The sequence below is a fragment of the Gimesia sp. genome (assembly GCF_040219335.1).
Taxonomy (GTDB): Bacteria; Planctomycetota; Planctomycetia; order Planctomycetales; family Planctomycetaceae; genus Gimesia.
The window spans coordinates 479,669-499,251 of the sequence record NZ_JAVJSQ010000004.1 but is presented as its reverse complement, the minus strand read 5'-3'; the positions used below and the strand labels follow the sequence as shown (position 1 = coordinate 499,251).

At 55.5% G+C, this 19,583-nt stretch carries 14 protein-coding genes; 5 read left to right on the top strand and 9 right to left on the bottom strand.

Features of this window, described 5'->3' with window-relative positions; translation table 11 throughout:
• The first annotated feature begins 213 nt into the window (after window positions 1-213).
• The 4 genes from RID21_RS03110 to RID21_RS03095 all read left to right on the top strand — a co-directional run bounded on the left by RID21_RS03110 (window position 214) and on the right by RID21_RS03095 (window position 5,598).
• Window positions 214-2,115: a c-type cytochrome domain-containing protein gene (locus RID21_RS03110; RefSeq protein WP_350187127.1), complete on the top strand. Its 1,902-nt coding sequence runs from the start codon at window positions 214-216 to the stop codon at window positions 2,113-2,115.
• Between the two features lie 143 nt (window positions 2,116-2,258).
• Window positions 2,259-3,365: a glycine oxidase ThiO gene (gene thiO / locus RID21_RS03105; RefSeq protein ID WP_350187126.1), complete on the top strand. Its 1,107-nt coding sequence runs from the start codon at window positions 2,259-2,261 to the stop codon at window positions 3,363-3,365.
• A 35-nt stretch (window positions 3,366-3,400) separates the two neighbouring features.
• Window positions 3,401-3,850, top strand: a complete 450-nt coding sequence (gene dtd / locus RID21_RS03100; protein ID WP_145039510.1) for a D-aminoacyl-tRNA deacylase — start codon at window positions 3,401-3,403, stop codon at window positions 3,848-3,850.
• 548 nt (window positions 3,851-4,398) lie between these two features.
• Complete coding sequence (locus RID21_RS03095) at window positions 4,399-5,598, top strand: CvpA family protein (RefSeq protein WP_350187125.1); 1,200 nt, start codon at window positions 4,399-4,401, stop codon at window positions 5,596-5,598.
• 264 nt (window positions 5,599-5,862) lie between these two features.
• On the opposite strand, the gene RID21_RS03090 is transcribed toward RID21_RS03095, so the two are convergent.
• The 8 genes from RID21_RS03090 to RID21_RS03055 form a co-directional block, all read right to left on the bottom strand.
• Window positions 5,863-6,834, bottom strand: a complete 972-nt coding sequence (locus RID21_RS03090; RefSeq protein ID WP_145440599.1) for an acetyl-CoA carboxylase carboxyltransferase subunit alpha — start codon at window positions 6,832-6,834, stop codon at window positions 5,863-5,865.
• A gap of 93 nt (window positions 6,835-6,927) precedes the next feature.
• Window positions 6,928-8,463 (bottom strand): serine/threonine protein kinase, encoded by a 1,536-nt coding sequence (locus RID21_RS03085; protein ID WP_350187124.1) that lies wholly within the window; start codon window positions 8,461-8,463, stop codon window positions 6,928-6,930.
• A gap of 191 nt (window positions 8,464-8,654) precedes the next feature.
• Window positions 8,655-9,806 carry an efflux RND transporter periplasmic adaptor subunit gene (locus RID21_RS03080; RefSeq protein ID WP_350187123.1) on the bottom strand — a complete coding sequence of 384 codons (1,152 nt, stop codon included), beginning with the start codon at window positions 9,804-9,806 and terminating at the stop codon, window positions 8,655-8,657.
• A gap of 114 nt (window positions 9,807-9,920) precedes the next feature.
• Window positions 9,921-10,649 carry a YiiX/YebB-like N1pC/P60 family cysteine hydrolase gene (locus RID21_RS03075; RefSeq protein ID WP_350187122.1) on the bottom strand — a complete coding sequence of 243 codons (729 nt, stop codon included), beginning with the start codon at window positions 10,647-10,649 and terminating at the stop codon, window positions 9,921-9,923.
• 268 nt (window positions 10,650-10,917) lie between these two features.
• Complete coding sequence (locus RID21_RS03070; protein ID WP_350187121.1) at window positions 10,918-12,018, bottom strand: methyltransferase; 1,101 nt, start codon at window positions 12,016-12,018, stop codon at window positions 10,918-10,920.
• A 74-nt stretch (window positions 12,019-12,092) separates the two neighbouring features.
• A complete protein-coding gene (locus RID21_RS03065; protein ID WP_350187120.1) occupies window positions 12,093-13,343 on the bottom strand; it encodes a class I SAM-dependent rRNA methyltransferase in 1,251 nt (416 codons plus the stop codon).
• 153 nt (window positions 13,344-13,496) lie between these two features.
• Window positions 13,497-13,970 carry a response regulator gene (locus RID21_RS03060; protein WP_350187119.1) on the bottom strand — a complete coding sequence of 158 codons (474 nt, stop codon included), beginning with the start codon at window positions 13,968-13,970 and terminating at the stop codon, window positions 13,497-13,499.
• Between the two features lie 171 nt (window positions 13,971-14,141).
• Window positions 14,142-14,804, bottom strand: a complete 663-nt coding sequence (locus RID21_RS03055) for a glutaredoxin family protein (protein ID WP_350187118.1) — start codon at window positions 14,802-14,804, stop codon at window positions 14,142-14,144.
• Between the two features lie 382 nt (window positions 14,805-15,186).
• Here RID21_RS03055 and RID21_RS03050 point away from each other — a divergent pair, with 382 nt between their 5' ends.
• The gene (locus RID21_RS03050) at window positions 15,187-18,060 is read left to right on the top strand and encodes a serine/threonine protein kinase (protein ID WP_350187117.1); all 2,874 of its coding nucleotides are present in this window, start codon (window positions 15,187-15,189) and stop codon (window positions 18,058-18,060) included.
• 206 nt (window positions 18,061-18,266) lie between these two features.
• Here the strand turns inward: RID21_RS03050 and RID21_RS03045 are convergent, their stop codons facing one another.
• A complete protein-coding gene (locus RID21_RS03045) occupies window positions 18,267-19,361 on the bottom strand; it encodes a serine hydrolase domain-containing protein (RefSeq protein ID WP_350187116.1) in 1,095 nt (364 codons plus the stop codon).
• Window positions 19,362-19,583: the final 222 nt, after the last annotated feature.

Sequence of the window (19,583 nt, the reverse complement as noted above, 5' to 3'; positions counted from 1 at the left end):
TTAAGATTTCCGATTCGGCCGATTCAGATCTTTTAACTCACCTGCCGCCCTATTATACTGAAAACAATAGACTTGGGCTGTTTGCTACCTGCGGGACCCGTCGCGTGAGATCGACGAGGGTCGAATTCGTCGGATGACGGAGCAGGGGAGTCTTCGCCCGCTGTGATCTCATCACTCACTCAAAATCTGAATTCAAATACAACGGGGATAGTTATGTCATTCTGGTCTGTCCGTTTCATGCGTCTGGTTTGCGTCGTCATGCTGGTCCTGGGAATGAACCTGGTCTCAGTATCCGCAGCCAAGCTGACCAGCGAGCAGCGTAAAGAGCTGGCCTCCATCAAGAAAAATTTGACGAAGGTCTCGCTGCTGATTCGCCAGAAAAAGTTTGATGAAGCGAAAGCGGCGATCGACGAAGAGGAAGGGAAGTTTGACAAGCTGGTTCAGGACGCGATGATTCCCGAAACGGACCCGCTGTCGGTCAGCACCAAGAAACTGATCGCGTTGCGGCGGACATTCCTGGAAAAGGCGATGGGCACCGGCGGTAACAAGCCGGGCGCTGCGAATAAGGGCGTCAGCTTCGAAGAACAGATTGCACCGATCCTGAACGAAAAGTGTGTGAGCTGTCATGGCGAGCAGCGGGGGAGTGCCAATCTGAGACTGGATACCTTCGCGAATATGCGAAAAGGGGGCCGCAATGGTCTGTTGCTGGTGCCACAGAATCCGAATGCGAGTCTGATTGTTCGCAAGCTGATCACTCCCGACGATAATCAGCGGATGCCCAAGAACCAACCCGCACTGGACCGGGACCAGATTCAGCTGATTGCCCGCTGGATTGCAGAGGGTGCCCGCTTTGACGGTACTAAAGAGACCGATCCGATCGGTGCCTCGGTGAAAGCGAAGAAGAATCCGGTGAAAGTTGTGATCGCAACCGGTGATGAAAAAGTCTCGTTTATGAATGATATCGCGCCGTGGATGCTCGATTTCTGCATGCGATGTCACAGTGGCAACAATCCCCGTAGTGGTTTTTCCGTTGTCACTTTCGAAGACATTCTGCGTGGCGGCGATACCGGGGAAGTGATCGTACCCGGCAAGCCGGACGACAGTCGGCTCTGGCACCTGGTGGGTCTGCAGGATCCGATCAAAATGCCCCAGGGACAGGCGCTGCTGAAACGCAAGAATGCAGAAGACCTCAAAACCTGGATTGCCGAAGGGGCCAAGTTCGACGGTAAAGACGCCAAGGGCAATCTGCGGGAAATGGTGCCGACCGATGAAGAAAAGCGGATGGCGGAACTGGCGAATATGTCGCCTGATGAGTTTGCCAAGCTGCGTCGTGATACTCTGGAACCGACCTGGAAGCGGGTCGTGAATAACGATCCGGCGGAAATGCTCGAGACGGATGACTTCATCTTTTATGGCAATGTGAGTGCAGATCGTCTGAAGGAGATCAGCGGCTGGGCAACGACGCAGGTGGAAGATCTGCGAAAGCTGTTCAACGAAAAACAGAAACCGTTCTGGAAGGGTAAGCTGGCCGTTTATGTCTTCAAGGATCGCTTCGGCTATTCTGAGTTCAACCAGACGATTGAAGACCGGCGTGTGGGCAACGATACAACGTGGCATACCAAGGTGACGCCGAATTCTCTGGATGCATACCTCGTACTGCAGGATGTGGGTGATCAGGCAGATGCGAGCTCTCCCGGATTGCAGACGAACCTGATGGCCGGATTGACCAATGCAGCGATTCAGCGTGGAGCAGGGGAGGTCCCCATGTGGGCATCCCGCGGACTGGGGATGCTGCTGGCATCCAAATCGACGACCAGCCAGGCTTATTTCGAATCATTGCGGCAGCAGGCTCTGGAGGCGGCTCCCAAGGTGCAGCGTCCGGAAGCACTCGTGGCAGAAGGGACGTTCTCACCATCCGAAACGACGGCAGTCGGGTTCACGCTGGTTGAGTTTCTGATCAATAACGGGGGCCTGCCTAAGATGGCGGCGCTGCTGAAGGAACTCAAAAGCGGAACCACGCCGGTGAATGCGGTCACGAAAGTGTACGGCACCAACATCCGGGCTCTGGCGACTGCGTATGCCCGAACATTGCGTCCCGGCCGCGTGTCGAACTAGACAGGCGTGTCTCTGGTGTGATGAATTGCTCATTTCCGGTCTGCCGGGAGTGAGCGCTGCCCTGTGAATCTGGGTGCGGTCCGCTATAATCGACGCGCTGCGTGTTTCGTTTATTTTGAGTGTGACCAGGGCGCGTGATTCTTATGCAGGATGTCAATATTGTTGGTGGCGGGGTGATCGGACTGTCGATCGCCTATGAGTTGGCGATGCGTGGACTGTCGGTGACCGTCTTCGATCGTCAGCAGTTCGGGAAAGAAGCGTCCTGGGCGGGGGCAGGGATGTTGCCTCCCGCGGATCGAGAATCTGCCACTACGGCGCGCCTCATGCTCAGAGCCGCCAGTCAGCCTCTCTGGCCGGACTGGTCACGACAGCTGAAAGAAGAATCGGGTGTCGATAACGGCTACCTCAACTGTGGCGGCCTGCACGTGGCTTATACGACGGATACGCCGAACTGGGATGAATATCTCACCGAATGGCAGCAGGCAGGTGTGCGACTGGAGACGCTCGATGAATGTGCCTTGAGGGAACGTGCTCCATATATTGGAGAGCAGATCACCTCGGGCTTCTATCTGCCTGACATGGCACAGGTACGCAATCCTCGACACATGCAGGCGCTGCTGGCCGCATGCGTCAGGCGGGGCGTGAAGCTCGAGCCGGGCACGCCGATCGTGGGCTTCGAACGGGAAGGCACAAAGGTCACCGGCGTACGGACGTATGCGGGGATTCAAAGAGCAGGGCGGACCATCATTGCCGGGGGAGCGTGGTCTCCCGAGATCCTGACTCAACTGGGACTCAAGTGTGAGCTGGTGCCGATCCAGGGGCAGATCGTATTGCTGTCGATGGATCGCTTGCCGTTCCAGGCCGTGATTGAATCAGGGAAACGCTACCTGGTGCCGCGCAGAGATGGTCGACTGCTGATCGGTTCGACCGAACGAGATATTGGATTCAATAAACAGAATACCGCAGAAGGAGTGGCGGGCCTGATTCAGTTCGCTCAGGCGCTGGTGCCGGCTTTGAAAGAGGCACGCTTCGAACGTGCGTGGGCAGGGCTGCGTCCCCGGTCGATTGACGGGCTGCCTTACCTGGGCTTTGTTGACGGTTTTGAAAATCTGCTGATGGCGGCGGGACATTACCGGGATGGTTTACAGCTTTCGCCGATCACGGCGCGGTTGATCAGACAGTTGATCTGTGAAGAGCCGACCGATGTGCCCCTGGATGCGTTTTCCTGTTCGCGCGGGATGACGGACTGACCTGATCTGAAAGTGGACTGACGAGGAGAGACAACTTGAGAGCCGTTGTGCAGCGCGTGTCCCGTGCGAGTGTGACCGTCGATGGTGAAATTACCGGACAGATCGAGCAGGGATTCCTGGTTCTGCTGGGAGTCGAACAGAGCGATACGCAGGACGATGTGATTTACCTGGCACAGAAAGCCGTGGGCCTGCGCGTCTTTGAAGATGCGGACGGGAAAATGAACCTGGCGCTCGCGGATGTGAACGGGAAAATGCTGGTCGTGAGCCAGTTCACGTTGCTGGGCGACTGTCGCAAGGGGCGCCGTCCCAGTTTTGTGAATGCGGCACGTCCCGAGCAGGCGAACGAGTTGTATCAGAGCTTTGTGGCCGAAGTGAAAGGACAGGGGATCGAAGTCGAAACCGGTCGCTTCCAGGAACATATGGATGTGGAACTGGTGAATGACGGGCCGATCACCCTGCTCCTGGACAGCCGCAAACAGTTTTAAACGCATGCATTGCCTCGAAGCGAGGACTGTTGGATGAAACTGTATCAGAGAATCCTGGCGATTGTGGTTAGTCTGCCACTCGTGATTTTTATATGCGGCGTTCCTCCTGTGTTACTGAATTATCTGTTTCGAGAGTTCGAATCGGTACGCACTGATGGAATTCGTGAAACTGGGCCAATCGGGAGTGCACCCTTTGTGCTTTTCGCCATCTTCAGTCTAATCGTATTTGTCATTCTAACTGCGGTCCTGGTAATTTCGTTGAGCCAGGTGATCATGTATTATTTTGATCGTTACTGGAAACGGTGAATTCGCATCGCTGAGAATTTTTTTGCTGAGAGCCCCCTGCTTTGCTCAGATGTCAAAATGGGGCGACCGGTCGCGGCGGGCCTGCAATTACCGGGCAAAAATCTGGGCTTTGCGCTGACCCTGATTTTTACCTATAATCCCCTGCTCTCGAATTTCTGAAAAATCGGGGGAGTACCGGCAGGGGGGAGGGCCACCCCGATCATTGTTCATGGATGTGCAATACTACGAGACAGGATGTCGCGATGTGGTTTGATCTGTTGATTGTTGGAATTCTGATTTATGCAGTCTGGAAAGGCGCCTCCAAAGGTGTGGTCTGGCAGCTGGCTGCGATAGCCGCGCTGGTGCTGTGCTTCGCGTTCGCCGAATCACTTTCGGTGCAGCTGGCTCCGATGATCAATGTGAAACCGCCGCTCAATCGCTGGATTGCGATGCTGGCGATCTACATCGGCTTCTCGTTTATCTCCTTTACGCTGGCACGCAGCCTGAAGACGGCCATCGATTCGTTGAAGTTCAATGAATTCGACCGTCACCTGGGCGCCTTGCTGGGACTGCTCAAGGGGGTGGTATTCTGTCTGTTCCTGACATTCTTTCTGATTACGATTTCTGAAACCGCGCGGGCTGCTGTGATCAAATCGCACAGCGGGTACGCGGCTGCGGTGATTCTCAACGAAATGGCTCCCGTGATGCCTGCGGAGCTGCACGAGGTACTGGATGACTGTCTGGCCAAGCTGGATCATCCGGATGTGCCGATGCACCACGATGAGGACGATCCCTTTCATCACGATCATCAGCACGGGGACGACAATCCGTTTCCGCCGGGCTCCAGTGATCTGCCCAGCCCGTTTTTCGAAAAGCCGGGAGGGAGTGGATCGGACGTACGGACGACCAACCAGGATTCGCTGCTGAAAGACATTCTGAAACGAATTCCCAGCTACCTCAGGGGTGAGCTGGAAGACAAGATTATTGAAGCTTACAACGCGACTGATCCCAAGGATCGGGAGCAGTTTGCCAGTGAATTATCATCCAAGATTCCGGGTGTGCTGCGGACCGTGACAGACAACTGGGGAGAAGGTCAGCCCCAGGTCTCCGTACCCACGGATAATTCGACTTTCGGGGCGAATGGATCGCAGCAGATTGCCAGCGAACGCACACAGCTGCTGAAGCAGATTGCGGCCGTCTATTCGGACTATCCTGATGCCCAGAAATCGATGATCGAGGAGTTTGAACTCGACCTGTCCGGACTGCCGGATCAGATCGTGATTGCCGTGTTGAAAGACTGGAAAGCGGACCTGCTGCTGAACGGGGGAGACCCCGATCCACAGACCGATGTGACTACGCCTTTAGACGCGCGTGTGTTGCGTCAATTGCAGCTGCAGCGGGTGCCTGTGAACTCGCTTGGTGCAGCGCTCCAGCAGCGAATGCAGAGCGTGCAACGCAGATAAAGCTTGCGATCAGAATCAGAGGCGATCAGCGTTGATCTGAGAGCCTCCGAGCTGGTGTTGCGAGTGATGGAGTTGCCGTAATGGTGATTCAGCGGGGCTGAAACAGGGTAAATTCAAAACCCTGTAAAAACAGGCCCAAAACAGCCTCGAACTTAACATAACGGACATTATCGGACGTTCGTGGTGGGGTGCATTTCAGGTGTTTGTGGTTCTGGATACCTGTAATTCACAGGTGATGGAAAGGCCTGAAACGCACCCGCTGTGTTAGACGGGTTCCCCCGCTTCGTGGAACATACCGATCTTGCGAAACTTCTCGTAACGCTGGTCGACCAGCTGGTCTTTGGGGAGGCCTGACAGGCTCTTGAGATTGCTCGAGAGCGACGCCTTGAGTGCGGTTGCCATCTGGCGATGATCGCGATGTGCGCCCCCCAGCGGCTCCGGAATCACTTCATCAATGATGCCCAGGTCGAGCAGATTCTGGCTGGTGAATTTGAGTGCCTTGGCGGCCTCGTTGGCGAACTTCGCGTTCTTCCATAAGATGCCCGCACAGCCCTCTGGAGTGATCACCGAATAGTAGGCAAACTGCAGTACGGAGATGTGGTCGCCGATGCCGATGCCGAGTGCACCGCCAGAGCCCCCTTCGCCGATCACGACGCAGATGATGGGGGTCTTGAGCAGTGCCATTTCGCGGAGGTTGATGGCGATGTTATAGGCCTGTCCGTGCTCTTCGGCTTTGATGCCCGGATAGGCGCCTGGAGTGTCGATCAGGCAGATGATCGGGATGCCGAATTTCTCAGCCATCTTCATCTTGGAGAGGGCCTTGCGGTAGCCTTCAGGATGAGCACAGCCGTAATAGCATTCGGTGCGTTCCTGCAGCGTACGTCCTTTCTGCTGGCCAACAAACATGACCTTCTGTCCGTCGAGTTTGGCAAAGCCGGTCAGGATGGCCCGGTCGTCCCCCATGGCTTTGTCGCCGTGCAGCTCAACGAATTCATCGAAGACGAGTTCGAGGTAATCCAGGGTCTGTGGCCGCTCGGGATGACGGGCGACCTTGACGGTATCCCAGGCATCGAGATTCTCAAAGATCTCGCGCTTCATCCGCGTGATTTCCAGACGCATGTTGCGAATGGCATCTTTGGTGTTGGCGGTGGGATTGGGTTCCTGCTCGATTTTCTTGAGCTGTTCTTCCAGTTCGTAGATGGGACGTTCGAATGGAAGCTGGTTAAGTACGGACATAATCTATGGGACCACGTAAAAGATAGAAGTTAATTATTTAAACATGTCAGGCATTTTGGCGGATGCAAGCAATTCTTGCAAGATTTTATATTTTCAGAACACATCCGGCAATTCTTCCATGAAAGGAAGATCATCATCATTTCGGGTTTTCTGCTCTTTTTCAGCCTCTTTTTTCGCAGCGGGCTGTTGAGGAGCCGGTGGTTGCTGCTGAGGCGGAGCTGCCTGAGGTGGTTTTTGAGCCGGTGGCGGCGGTTGCTGGCCTGCGGGAGCGGGTTGCTGTGGCGCCGGGGGCTGTGGCGGTTGTTGAGGAGGCTGCTGTTGTTGAGGTGGCCCCGGTTGCTGCGGATACGGCTGTTGCGGGTAGGGCTGCTGTTGCGGTGGATAAGGCTGCTGCGGATACCCGGGTGGCGGATAGCCTCCGGGAGGCATGGGCTGCCCCTGGTACTGGGGTGGATACGGCATCGGCTGTCCGGGCATCGGCTGAGGCGGATACATGGGCTGCTGATACTGTGGTGGATACCCGCCGGGCATCGGTTGTGGTGGTTGTTGGGGCTGCTGCTTTTGGTTTTTTTTCTGTGGCGGTGGTTCCGGTTTGGGCTTGGATTTCTTGTTGGCGTTGCGCTGGGCAATCAACTGCTTGGCCAGTTCCGGATCATCTTTCATCAGCTGAGAGAGTTTGGCATCGGCGCGGCTGTCGAGCCGTTTTTCCTGCATCGAGTCTTTTTCGGCCTGTTCGGCTTCCGCTTTTTCCTGCTCGAGCAGCTCGGCAATTTCCTGTTTGAACATTTTCAGATTGCGGATGGAGGAAACGACTTCATCCATCGAGAGGAAACGGTTTTCCGGTTTCTTGGCCAGCATCTTCAGCACGAATTCATCCATTTCCGGAGTGACGTTCGGATTGATGCTGGACGGTGGCACGGGACGTTCGGAAATGTGCTTCAGCAGAACTTCCTTGGGGTTTTCGCCGTGGAACGGAGTTTTGCCCGTCAGGATTTCGAAGATGGTGATGCCCAGGCTGTAGATATCGGCTCCCGGTCCGAGTGCCTGTTTCTTGATTGTTTCCGGCGCGATGTAAGAGCGGGTTCCCTGAACCGACTTGGCTTTTCCAAACAGTTTGCCGATCCCCTTGGCGACGGGAACGGCGAGACCGAAGTCGACGATTTTCAATTCCGAACTTTTACTGATCAGAATGTTTTCCGGTTTGATATCCTTGTGGACCCAGCCCTTCTCGTGCATGTGGCCCAGTGCCATCGCAGTAGATTCGATCAGTTTGCGGAGCCGGTTCTGCACACTGCGGCGATCGGCAGAGATTTGCGACCGCAGGTTCGGTGCGCGGAAATAGTCCATCACCAGATAGCAGTTTTTTTTGTTCTTGATGAACTTGTGGAGCTGAATCAGATTGGGGTGATCGACGGCGGCGCCCACTTTGGCCTCGAGCTTCATCGTGGCGACCACTTCCGGTTTTTTCATCGCTTCCGGAAGCATCCGCTTCATGGCGAATGTGGTGGCCCCCCCCTGTTCTTTCACTTCCCAGATCTGAGTCGATGTGCCGTCTGCAATCATGCTGACGAGCTCATACTCATCAACGAGTTTATCGTTTTCTGTTTCAGTAGTTTCTTTTTCAGCCACTGCGCAACCTCTTGCTTGTTAGTGATCCAACTGAATCATTCCAGACTTATATTGTAACGGATGACAGTGCGGTGCTAAAACCCGAGTTCTCAGGGGAACGTGAAGGGAGCTTTGCGAAATTTCTGTGAGACAGGACTTTGCTCTGTAATTTTATAGTGTAACGTGGCTGTCAGCTCAACGAAACAAATGATTTAAAAACTGACCTTTTTTTCAGGTGGTTTTGAGGGTGAGCTGCCTGTGGGTGTGCCGGGAGATGTGCTTGATTTACCGACGGTGGTCGCCGGCTGCAGACTGGCGCCATCGGCCAGGGGCTGGGTGCTGCTCACCACGATCTCATCGTCCTTGTCAAACGCCGCAGAAACGTACAGGCGTTCGGGGCCGACCTGTCCCAGAATCTGGGGGGTGAGCTCTCTGATCACATTTTCACGAATGACCTGAATTTTGCGTTCCCCCTGCGGACTGTTCTGGACAGCGACCGTGGGAATTTCGGCGATTGGATAGCGTGGGATCAGGCTGACGCTGACCGACTGCCCCGGCCTGAGCTGATTCTGTTTGTTGTCCATGACAACGACGGCTGAAGTGATCGAGTTGGCGAGGTCCCTGAGTTTTTCAAAGCGGGGCTCCAGGGGCAGCACCTGATTGACGGTTCCCTGGGTGGCCTGTTCTTCGACGCTCAGGTTGATTTTGTTGCCCACGAGGGCCTGGTCCCGTGCGAGGGGGATTTCGACTTTGAGCTGCGAGGTGTCCCCCAGTTCGAGCAGGGGCTGCCCTGCTCTGACATAGGTGCCGGGGGAGACCAGAATGCGGAAGACTTCCCCTTCGAAGGGGGCTCGGATCGTGGTCTGTTCCAGGCGGATGTTGGCGATTTTCAGTTCGGCTTCCGCGAGTGCCACGCTGGCTTTGGCGACGGCTGCCGCTTTGCCGGTGGCGTTTTTCTGTTCTTCCCGTGCGAGATCGAGGGCGGCCTGGGCCCGGGCGACTTCTGCCTGCGGAATGGCTGCTTCCAGGCGAACCAGCACTGCCTTTGATGCCGGCTTGTCTCCCGGCTGCACATCGACGGTATGAACGACCCCTTCAATGGGCGAGGCGATCGAGAGTTGCCGGATCGGCTTCAAGTTGAGGGGGACGTAATAGTCGCGCGGGTGTCTGAGCGTGATGGCTTCGCGTTCGATGAAGGCCGTCTCGGGTTTGTCGCCTGCAGGCTGCTGTGCCCTGCCCGGCTGGATTGAGACGCAGAGCGTAATCAGAAGAACGGAGGACAGAACGGACAAAGGAGTGTATGTAAAAAACTGAGCCAGACGGGTCTGCATTGCTTCGGCGCTTTCATGTACGAAGATGGTCACTAAGGTACAAAAGTCTCTTGTGCCGATTTTCGCTGACGGGTTGCGCAGTTTCAAGCAGTGTTTCCGCTTCTTTCCAGATTTCGCCGAAGATGTCTGGCTGTGATCAGGCGGTGATTACTGACAGAGAACCCAGCCACGCAGTTTCACACAGCAGGCCGAGGTGCAGTTTTTGGTGTCGATCCAGATCTGGTGACACCAGTTGCGCGGCTTTTCGACGATCGCTGGTGGTTTTTCCAGTTCGAAGGTAACCGCGGGTACGTAGCGTTTTGCCTGGACGATCCCCTTCAGCAGCGAAGCCGGGGACACCTTGGGAGGCGATTTAGCCTGCATCAGGTGACAGGCAGAGAGGGCATCCATGGCGTATTCCGCACAGTGAATTCCATTCGAACGCTTGCCTGTGAGGTGATGCCTGATGGAATAGGGGGTGCCCAGTTTCTGATCGAGCAGTCGTTCGTATTCCTCGGTCATCTCTGCAGTGAAAGCGGACCGTGGGTGAAAGACATGGATCGAGGCGGGACGCTGTGTATTCAGGTAGTTTTTCAACGTCAGGCAGCGGGCCCCTGCCCCGTTCATGCTGTCATAGACCACCGGTTCCCCGTTTCGCATGACGATCATGGCGACATGCGTGTATGGGCTCTGGGTGAATATACGAACGGCGAGACAGTCCCCTTTACTGAACAGCAGTGTGCCTGTCTCAACGCGTGTGGAAAGTGAATCGGCCAGTTGGTCGAAGGTCTTAAAATTCATCGTCATCTGTGGTCTTGCAGCCTCGACTGGCTGTTCATTCCTTTGAGTATCCTGTGGCGTGGAAGCGAGGACAGCAATTGACAGGAATAATGACATAACGGGCTCCTTCTGGATAGAGCAATCTGAAATGCTTTATATCAGCGCTCCATTGCGTCGCAGACGGTTTTCTCAGTTACTTAAAGCGATATTTTCACACTCGCAGTTCGCTGTCAACGGGTTGATCTTGGAAAAAGATCAGAAAAATATCCGTAAAAACGGGAAATCAATGACAGCAAGCCTGAGGTGATTGCCAGAAAATGACTCGATTTAAGTCTGTTATATCAAATATATCAAAGCTGTTTTAAGTGAAAGAGGTCCTTTGTAGTTATTCCGGCTTGCGAGCGGCGAGCATGAAGTGGTGTACTGCCCCATCGATGGCGACATCGGTGAAGAGGTCCAGCAGACGATGGGCGTACCATTGATACTGCTTGGTAGAGAACTGCAGGAGTCCACCCGGTTTGAGCGACCGCAGGCAGAGTTGCAGAAACTGTTCCCCCTGCTCTTCGCTCGTGAAGTAGGATTTATTCGTGAGCAGGTAGTCGTAGGCTTCTTCGGGGATGTCTGCTTCCCCGGTGATCAGTTCCGTACGCACCGTGGTGAGTTCGTTCTTCGCGATCCCCTGCTCTGCACACAGGATGGCGCGCGCGTTGGTGTCTACGGCGTGGATATCGGCATTAGGACATCGGGCGGCAGCGGCGAAAGCAACGATGCCCGAACCGCAGTCGTAATTCAAGATCCGGGATTCATCGGTGAGTTCCATCAGCTTGATCAGCGTGCGGGCACTCTGGTTAGGACGCCGATGGCTGAAGACGCCAGGCAGCGTGTATGCGTAAAGCAGTCGCTCGCCTTCGCGGATGGCTGTTTCATCCTCGAATGTTTTCTTCTCCGGCGCGTCCTGCTGTTTCTTGCCCTGGTAAACAATGCCTGCGTCCGAGACGACGCGGGTGACTTTGGAAAAGAGCGACTGCAGGAATTTGTGGTATTCGTAATCTTTGTCGCGCGGCGAAGCGATGGTCAGCATGCCTCCCTGCCCCAGGCTGCGGACGGCTGAGAGTGTCAGATCGCGAACGTATTCATCGGAAAACTGTTGCGAGAGTGGCAGCAGGACGGCATCGTAATCGGTTTCCGGGAACTCGCTGTCGCAGAGGGATTGAAATCCGGCACTGATGGTGATGGTCTCGTCGGACTTGAGTTCAGTAACCTGTTCTGCAATCTGCGTGCTGACCGATTTGTTAAAGCTGAAACAGTCGAGCTGCGTTTCCAGGCCGGGACGCTGCAGGAGTTCGATCGTGAACGGCTGCAGGTTGGTTTGAAAACAGAGTGCCCGCGCCGGCTGCCAGTCTGCCTCGAGGAAATCGAGGAGCAGTTGTTCGGGGGGCGGCTGCAGTTTCTGTGAGCGTTGTTTCTTTTTCGAACGTCGCGACATCGGTTCTGGTCTTCAGGTTGGGTTTAAAAAACGGAAAATTCTTTCTTAAGCAGTCCGTTGCCGGTCGTCAATCATCAGGCGACGCGGCAGATAAAACATTTCAGGTAATGATTCTCGAGACAACTGGGGGAAACCGGATGGTCGGCCGGCTGGCCCCGCTGTTCGAGGATCTGGATGTGGCGACCGGTCTGCTGTGCGACCGAGGCCAGCATCTGCTGAAAGTCCTGTTGCGTGACGAGTCCGGAGCAACTACAGGTCACCAGAATGCCACCGGGTTTGAGTACATCCAGGGCGAGCCGATTGAGACTGAAGTAACCTTTGAGTGCCTGCTTGACCCCACTGCGGTGCCGGGCCATCTTGGGGGGATCCAGGATCACGGAATCGAACAGCTCCCCCTGCTCTTTGAACTGTTCGAGCACCGCATAAGCTTTACCCGACTGAAAGCGGATCCGGTTGCCGACGCCATTCAGTTCTGCATTGGCGGTGGCCTGTTCGATGGCCCCCTGGGACGCGTCGAAGGCCTGCACCGACTGTGCCTGTCCATGAATGATGGCATTCAGCGCGAAGGCACCCGTGTAGCAGTGCATTTCCAGCACGCGATGATTTTTGAGATAGCGGGCGGCCGCCAGGCGGTTGTCGCGCTGATCGAGATAGAACCCGGTCTTCTGGCCGGTGACCATGTTCATGCCGTAGCGAATGCCGTTCTCTTCGAGGAAGAAGTGCGGCGGCGGAGTTTCGCCGAACAGCAGCTGATCGGAAATTTCCAGGCCTTCAGCTTCACGCATGCCCTTCTCCGTGCGGAGCCAGATGCCTTTGCAGGGGAAGCGATCCTTGAGGAAGCGAATGACCAGATCCTGTTTCTGCGAGAGGGCCAGGCTGGAGAACTGGACCAGGAACCAGGAACCGTAACGGTCGACGGTGAGTCCCGAAAGCTGGTCGGCTTCGCTGAAGACGAGTCGGCAGCCGGAGGTTTCGAAGTCTTCCAGGAGCCCGGTTTCTTCGCGGAGTGCGACGGCCTGTGTGAGGCGCTCGATCCAGAGTTCGTCATTCAGGGGCTGCTCTTCGTCCCACGAGTAGAGTCGCACGCGGATGTTGCTGTTCGGGTTGAACAGGCCTCGCGCAATGAATTCACCCCGGTCGGTCTGCAGCAGGACTTCCTCTCCCGGCTGGGGATGGCCCTCGATGCGCGAGATGGCACCGGCGAAGACCCAGGGGTGTCGACCGAAGAACGGAAGTGCGCGGCGCGGTTTAAGCAGGACGCGCGGTAACGGTGGTGTGTCGGTTTCCCCGTTCGTTTCCGAGACGGAGGGCGAAGAATCACTCATGAGAGTTTTCTAATTAAAAAGATCGAACGAATATCGGGGACGCTCGAAAAGATCAGCGAGGTCCAGCATCCCGACAGAGTGGGAGTGGAGCGTATTTATATAGGATCAATACAGGCGGACTTTCAGCGGGTCCCGGTTGCCTGCACCGAGGGGTTATGAATCACTGGAAGCGGAATTGGTTGAACCTTCCACCTCAGCCAGATAGGCCAGCAGTCGATCGCGTTCATTGGTCAGGTGACGTACGCGGAGCAGTGAACGGACGCGGGTCGTCAGTTCGATGCGGTTGACGGGCTTGGTTAAAAAGTCATCACAGCCGGCCTGGACCGATTTTTCGATGTCACCCATTTCACTCAGCGCGGTGATCACGAGGATCGGAATGTCGCGGGTCTCTTCGCTCTGCTTGAGCTGGGCGCAGACTTCATAACCGCTGAGCCTGGGCATCATGATGTCGAGCAGAATCAGGTCGGGTTCGATTTCAGCGACTTTTTCCAGCGTCTCTTTCCCATCGTAGGCCATGAACGTTTCATAGCCTTCATCCAGCAGGTAGGCATCGAGCAGTTCACAGTTCTGATGATTATCATCTGCGATGAGGATTTTTGAATTCTTCAATGAGATTTCAGACGACATGGTCTATAAGCCTAATGTGATGAAAGTTTATGAATACCGGGCCTGTAACTCCCGAGATAGCTGACTTCGATTTCTGTAATTTATCTCATTTAAAGTCGAATCACAATAACTGCCAGTCCGATTTTAGGGCCCCTGCCCCGTTTTTCGAGCCGAATCAGGCCGTTACCGCCGTTATGCACAACGGCATTGACCACCACAGCCGGATGATTCACCCGTCGCTGCGGCATCCGGATTCTTCCGCTGGCAGCCACAACCCTGCTTGTTGCAGCCGCATTTCTTTTTGATGGCCTGGGTCACCGGAGAGGCGACGATCATCCGCCGGAGCAGAACTTCGTTGATGCGGCCTCGAAAGCGGATTTTACCGTCGATGAGCACAACGGGGACACAGGTTCCGAATTTTTCCACCAGGGCGGGATCACTGAAGATATCGATCATTTCCCAGGCTGGCAGGTAGGCAGCGTAGTCTTCCAGGATGTCGACTGCTTCTTCACAGAGCGGACAATCGTGTTTGGTGTAGACGGTCAGGCTTTCAAACCGCTGGCCCGGTTCTTCGGGCATCCAGTCTGCATCTTGTACGATAGGCTGCTGCCTGAGCTGTTTTTTCATTTCGACTTTGGAAACCTGGTGCAGAACCGCCACTCCGCCTCCGGAGAGCCCCAGCGCGAGCAGTTTCCAGATCGAAGGGCTGGAGTACCAGGAGCGTGGCATCTCAAAGGGGAGCCATTCCGTTCCGATAAATGAGAGGGCCAAGATGGATAACCCTAGAAATAACATGGAGTTACCCAGAAATGCGAGCCCCGGCGGTAGTTCCTCTTTATGTGCAATCGTACTCATGTGTCTTTCCTGATCCGTCCCTGTGAGCAGCCAGACCGGTCCCTGATCTGTACTATATAAGTAATCATCGAATCCTGACGCTAAATATTATAGTCAATTGCCCTGCTTTTTAAATCTCTGCCCGGTTTTATCCCTGTTTCCGTGAGAACGAGGGGCATGGGAGCACGTTCTGAATTTCCCGGGGCAAACCGGTAGTGTTCAAATTGTCTGAGCTGATTTATGAAAACCAGGTGTCCCCAAGTGGCGAATTTTGCATTCACGGGGAATCAGGATATTCCTTAAACCAATACTGGTCAGTCGTTAAATCGGATGCTAGAGTGTTACTATAGCCCCGCGCAGATGAGAGTTTCATCGATGGACACGTTGAACGAATTGGTAAAGAATGGCAGGTAAACAAACGGCCGAGGGTTTTCTGAACCTGGTGAAGCAGAGCGGTCTGGTATCGGTCGATCAGCTGAAAAAGCTCCTCGCGGAATACCAGGAGCAGGACCGGAAACTGGGAGAACCCAGTGAGATCGCCGAGGAACTGATTGGGCGAGCTTTACTCACGCGCTGGCAGGCGAACAAGCTGCTGCAGGGAAAACACAAGGGTTTTTTCCTGGGAAAATACCGACTGCTGGACCTGGTCGGCAAAGGGGGCATGAGTTCGGTCTACCTGGCGGAACACGTGCTGATGCGGCGGCGGTGTGCTATCAAGGTCCTGCCTTCCAAACGCGTCAATGACGCCTCTTACCTGGCGCGATTCCATCGCGAAGCCCAGGCAGTCGCCTCGCTGGACCATCCAAATATCGTGCGCGCATATGACGTCGATCATGAAAAAGAGAACGACGCTGAGATCCACTTCCTGGTCATGGAATATGTGGACGGGAAAGATCTGCAGGAGATCGTCAACAAGAACGGGATCCTCGACTTTCGGGACGCTGTGAATTACATCCGCCAGGCAGCCAATGGCCTGGCGCATGCCCACGAAGCAGACATGGTGCACCGCGACGTGAAGCCGGGCAACCTGCTGGTCGATTCAAAAGGGGTCGTCAAGATCCTCGATCTGGGGCTGGCGCGTTTCTTCCACGAGGGAGAAGACAAATCGCTGACGATCGCACACGATGAAAAAGTGCTGGGCACGGCAGATTACCTGGCGCCCGAGCAGGCGATTGACAGTCACCAGGTGGATTCCCGGGCCGACATCTACAGCCTGGGATGTACGCTGTACTTCCTGCTGACGGGGCATCCCCCCTTCACCGAAGGTTCCCTGGCACAGCGACTGATGGCGCATCAGACCAAGGAACCGCCTCCGGTTACTGATGACCGTCCCGATACCCCCGATGATCTGGTGCAGATTCTGAATAAGATGATGGCCAAGGATAAGGAAGAACGGTATCAGACAGCCTACGAAGCCGAGGCGGCCCTGTATGAATGGCTGCAGAGTCACACAGATGAAGAATGGCGGCAGAATAATTTGAGCAGCGGCGTCGGATCGGGCGTGGGCCTGACCCAGGGGGAAGGCAGTGGTAGTGGTGCGGAGAAAGGGAATCAGAATCCGGAGCTGGCAGCGTTCCTGTCGAACCTGAAGGAAGAATCCGGCATCGCCCGCGAAACCAAACCAGAGAACCCGAAACCCGAGGCTCCCAAACCACAACGGAATCCGGGATTGTTGCAGCCAGCGTCATCCAGTCTCAATGTGCGTGACTCTTCGGTTCTGCCCGATGACAAAATCAGTTCGGCGTCGACACGGATTGCCGGCAGTTCTGCGGTGACATCTTCGGCAGCAGAAATCAAGCCGGAGCCACCCCAGGAAAAACAGGCAGCGAAACCCGTGGCTAAACCGGTCGCAAAGCCAGTCGCGAAACCAACGGCGAAGCCGGTTGCGAAACCGGTGGCCAAGGCGGCGCAGAAGCCCGTTAAGAAGCCGGCTCCAGTCAGCGAGGCCCTGCCCGACGATTCTGTGATTCTCGAAGCAGAAGTGGATGAGGAAGAAGCGGAAGTCGTAGAAGAGGCTGCTGCCGCAGAAGCTGTCATCGGCGGACGTCAGTGGATCATGCCTGCAGTGATTGGCGGCGGGATTGGGGTGCTGTTGATTATCGGCGTGGTGATGTTTGCCCTTTCCGGCGGCGAAGATGAGAAGCCCGCCCCGGAAGTGGTCGCTGATAAAAAGACCGAACCGGCGCCACCGCCCGAACCGGACAGCCTGCCGGATGAAATCATGGTGGGACCGGAGGCGAAATACAAAACGATTGCTGCGGCTCTGAAAGATATCAAGATCGTCTTTGACAAGACCTTTGGCGTCGACAGTAAACAGTACACAATCAAAGTGGCCGCCGGCCAGGAACTCAAAGAGCGGATTCAGATCGATAATTCGGACCTGAGTTATCCCAAGGGAATTACCATCGTGGCCGAGAGCGGTAAGCCGGTGATTCTGGCTCCCGAGGGGCCGGAGGCGGTGTTGAATCTCAAGGGAATTGAAGGATTGACGATCGACGGATTCTTAATCCGTGCCCAGGGGAAAAAGGTGGCGATTGAGCTGTCTGAGTATCTTGTGGGAACCAGTCTGAAAAATCTGAAGGTCAATGATTTCCAGCAGACCGGCATCCTGGCAAATGGGGTTTCCGGTCTGGGGAATGAACCGTTCCTGCTGGAGAATGTGAGCCTTAAGTCAGGCAGCCCGAACGCCATCGGTCTGGACTTTACCGGCGAAACGAACCGTGGTCTGGTTCTGGCGAATGTCCGCTGCCTGACAGCGATGCAGGTTGGTGCCCGGTTCTCCTCCAGTGTGCGGGACACGCAGATCAAGGAGTGTATCTTCTCGGAAAGCATGACGGGCATTCAGTTCGAGTCGCTGGGATATACCTTCAGCAGTCTCAAGCTGACCAATAACACTTTCTTTATCACCAACTCGGCGATTGTGATCACCGCGATGCCGACACCCGACAGCGAACTGGTTGAAATTTCCCGTAACCTGTTCTCGACTGTCGAAGGGGCGGAAGCCAAAGTGGAACAGAATAATAATCCCGAGCTCTGGGGGAAAATTCTGAAAGCCCAGGAAAACTATTCCTCCCGGACAGCGCCCAGCCCGGTGCCCGCGAACGAACTGACTCTGTTCAAGAACAAAGGCAAACAGGGGGACGCGAAGTTGAACGATTTTGTTTCCACCACGCCCGGCGATGAGAAGTTCCTGGCCCCTGCCGCGGACAACCCGGCCCGTAAAGTTGCGGGGGCACCCGGTGGGATGAAACCCTATGTGGGTGCGGTCGCGCCGTAGTTTTATGGAATGGTGATCGGTGTTTTCTGCGATTCCACTCGAAGCATCAATTGATTTGCGACTCGCAAGGCGGGCGGGCACACAGGCACCGCCCCTACGGTTCTATTGAGCTGGCACCTCGACAGTACTTTGCTTTCTGTTACTGTCAGTTTCCTGTTGCCTGCGGCAATCCCGGATTGCATCCGGGACCACCCGCTGTGAATTCTCTAAGCCAGGCCGAGGTCGGCGTAGATCGCATCGTTTATTTCTTTTGCGCGGCGCTGGTGTTTGGGTTCACCCGGTCTGCCATTCGCGACAACCGCGACGACCAGTTCCCGTTCCGGATCTGCAAAGGCGATGGAAGACTGAGAGCCGCCGTGTCCGAAGGTCGGTTCGGAAGCGGCCTCACCAAAACCGTAGGGGACGGTTTGAGCGCCGTAGCGATTTGAATTGACGATGAAGCCCAGGCCATAGTCGACCTTGTGCTGCAGAGTCAGGTCGAATTCATCGACGCGATGTCGGGTGGTCATGGTTTCGACCGTCTGTGGATCAAACAGAGGCATGCCCGCGTTGAGCAGGCATTCGTAGAACCAGCCCAGTTCGCGGATGGGGCCGCGGGCATTGCCGCCGGGCGAAGCTTTGACACACCGCGGCGCCTCGTGCCAGTCGGTGAGCAGCATCTCCCCTTTGTCTCGCTGATAGACATACGCGATGTTCTCTTGAAACTGTTCATAGACTTCTGCAGGCATGCCGAGCCAGCTGCCGGTCATACCCAGGGGTTCGAGAATCAGTTCCCGCATGGCCTGGGGATAAGGGGTTTCGGTTATCCGCTGCAGGACTTCACCGAGGATGAACCAGCTGGACGAAACATGGTAACCTGCGGTTTTACCGATCTGCCAGTTCTCTTCGAGGGACGCGTCACAGATGCGTTGCAGGGATTCGTCCCAGCTCAGTTCCGGCCAGCCTGGATCGACATTACGGAAGCCGGCAGTGTGATTGAGGATGTGCAGCAGCGTGATCGGTTCTTTACCGTGCGTGCCGAACTCGGGGATGAATCGGGTGACGCGGTCGTCGAGACTCAGTTGCCCCTGTTCCCAGAGCCGGGCGATAGCCATCGCTGTCAGTGGTTTTCCTGCGGAGAGCCAGAGATTGATTGTCTCGGCGGTCATAGGCACTCCGGGACGGGCTTCGCCGACGCCGGTATCTGCGATGGTTTCTCCCTGGTGAGAGACGTAGATCTGTACGCCGGTATGCAGTCCTGCTTCGATCCCTGCGAGGATGCGTTGTTCGGTGGTGGGGAGACGATCTGACAGTGTGGACACGGAAAACTCGCTGAGTTCAGGGTTCGGGATTGAGGCATTAAGTGTACGTTGCTTTTAGCGGAATGAGGGGGGGAATTCAACTGAGGGTATCATGTAGGGGCCACCCTGTGTGGTGGCCCGCTAAATTGGTGTTGTTTGTGTGGTGGTATTCGAGAGTGGTATCCGGTTCCGATCGAAGTGTGATCCGGTTTGGATGTCACCAGGCGGGCGGGCACATGGGCA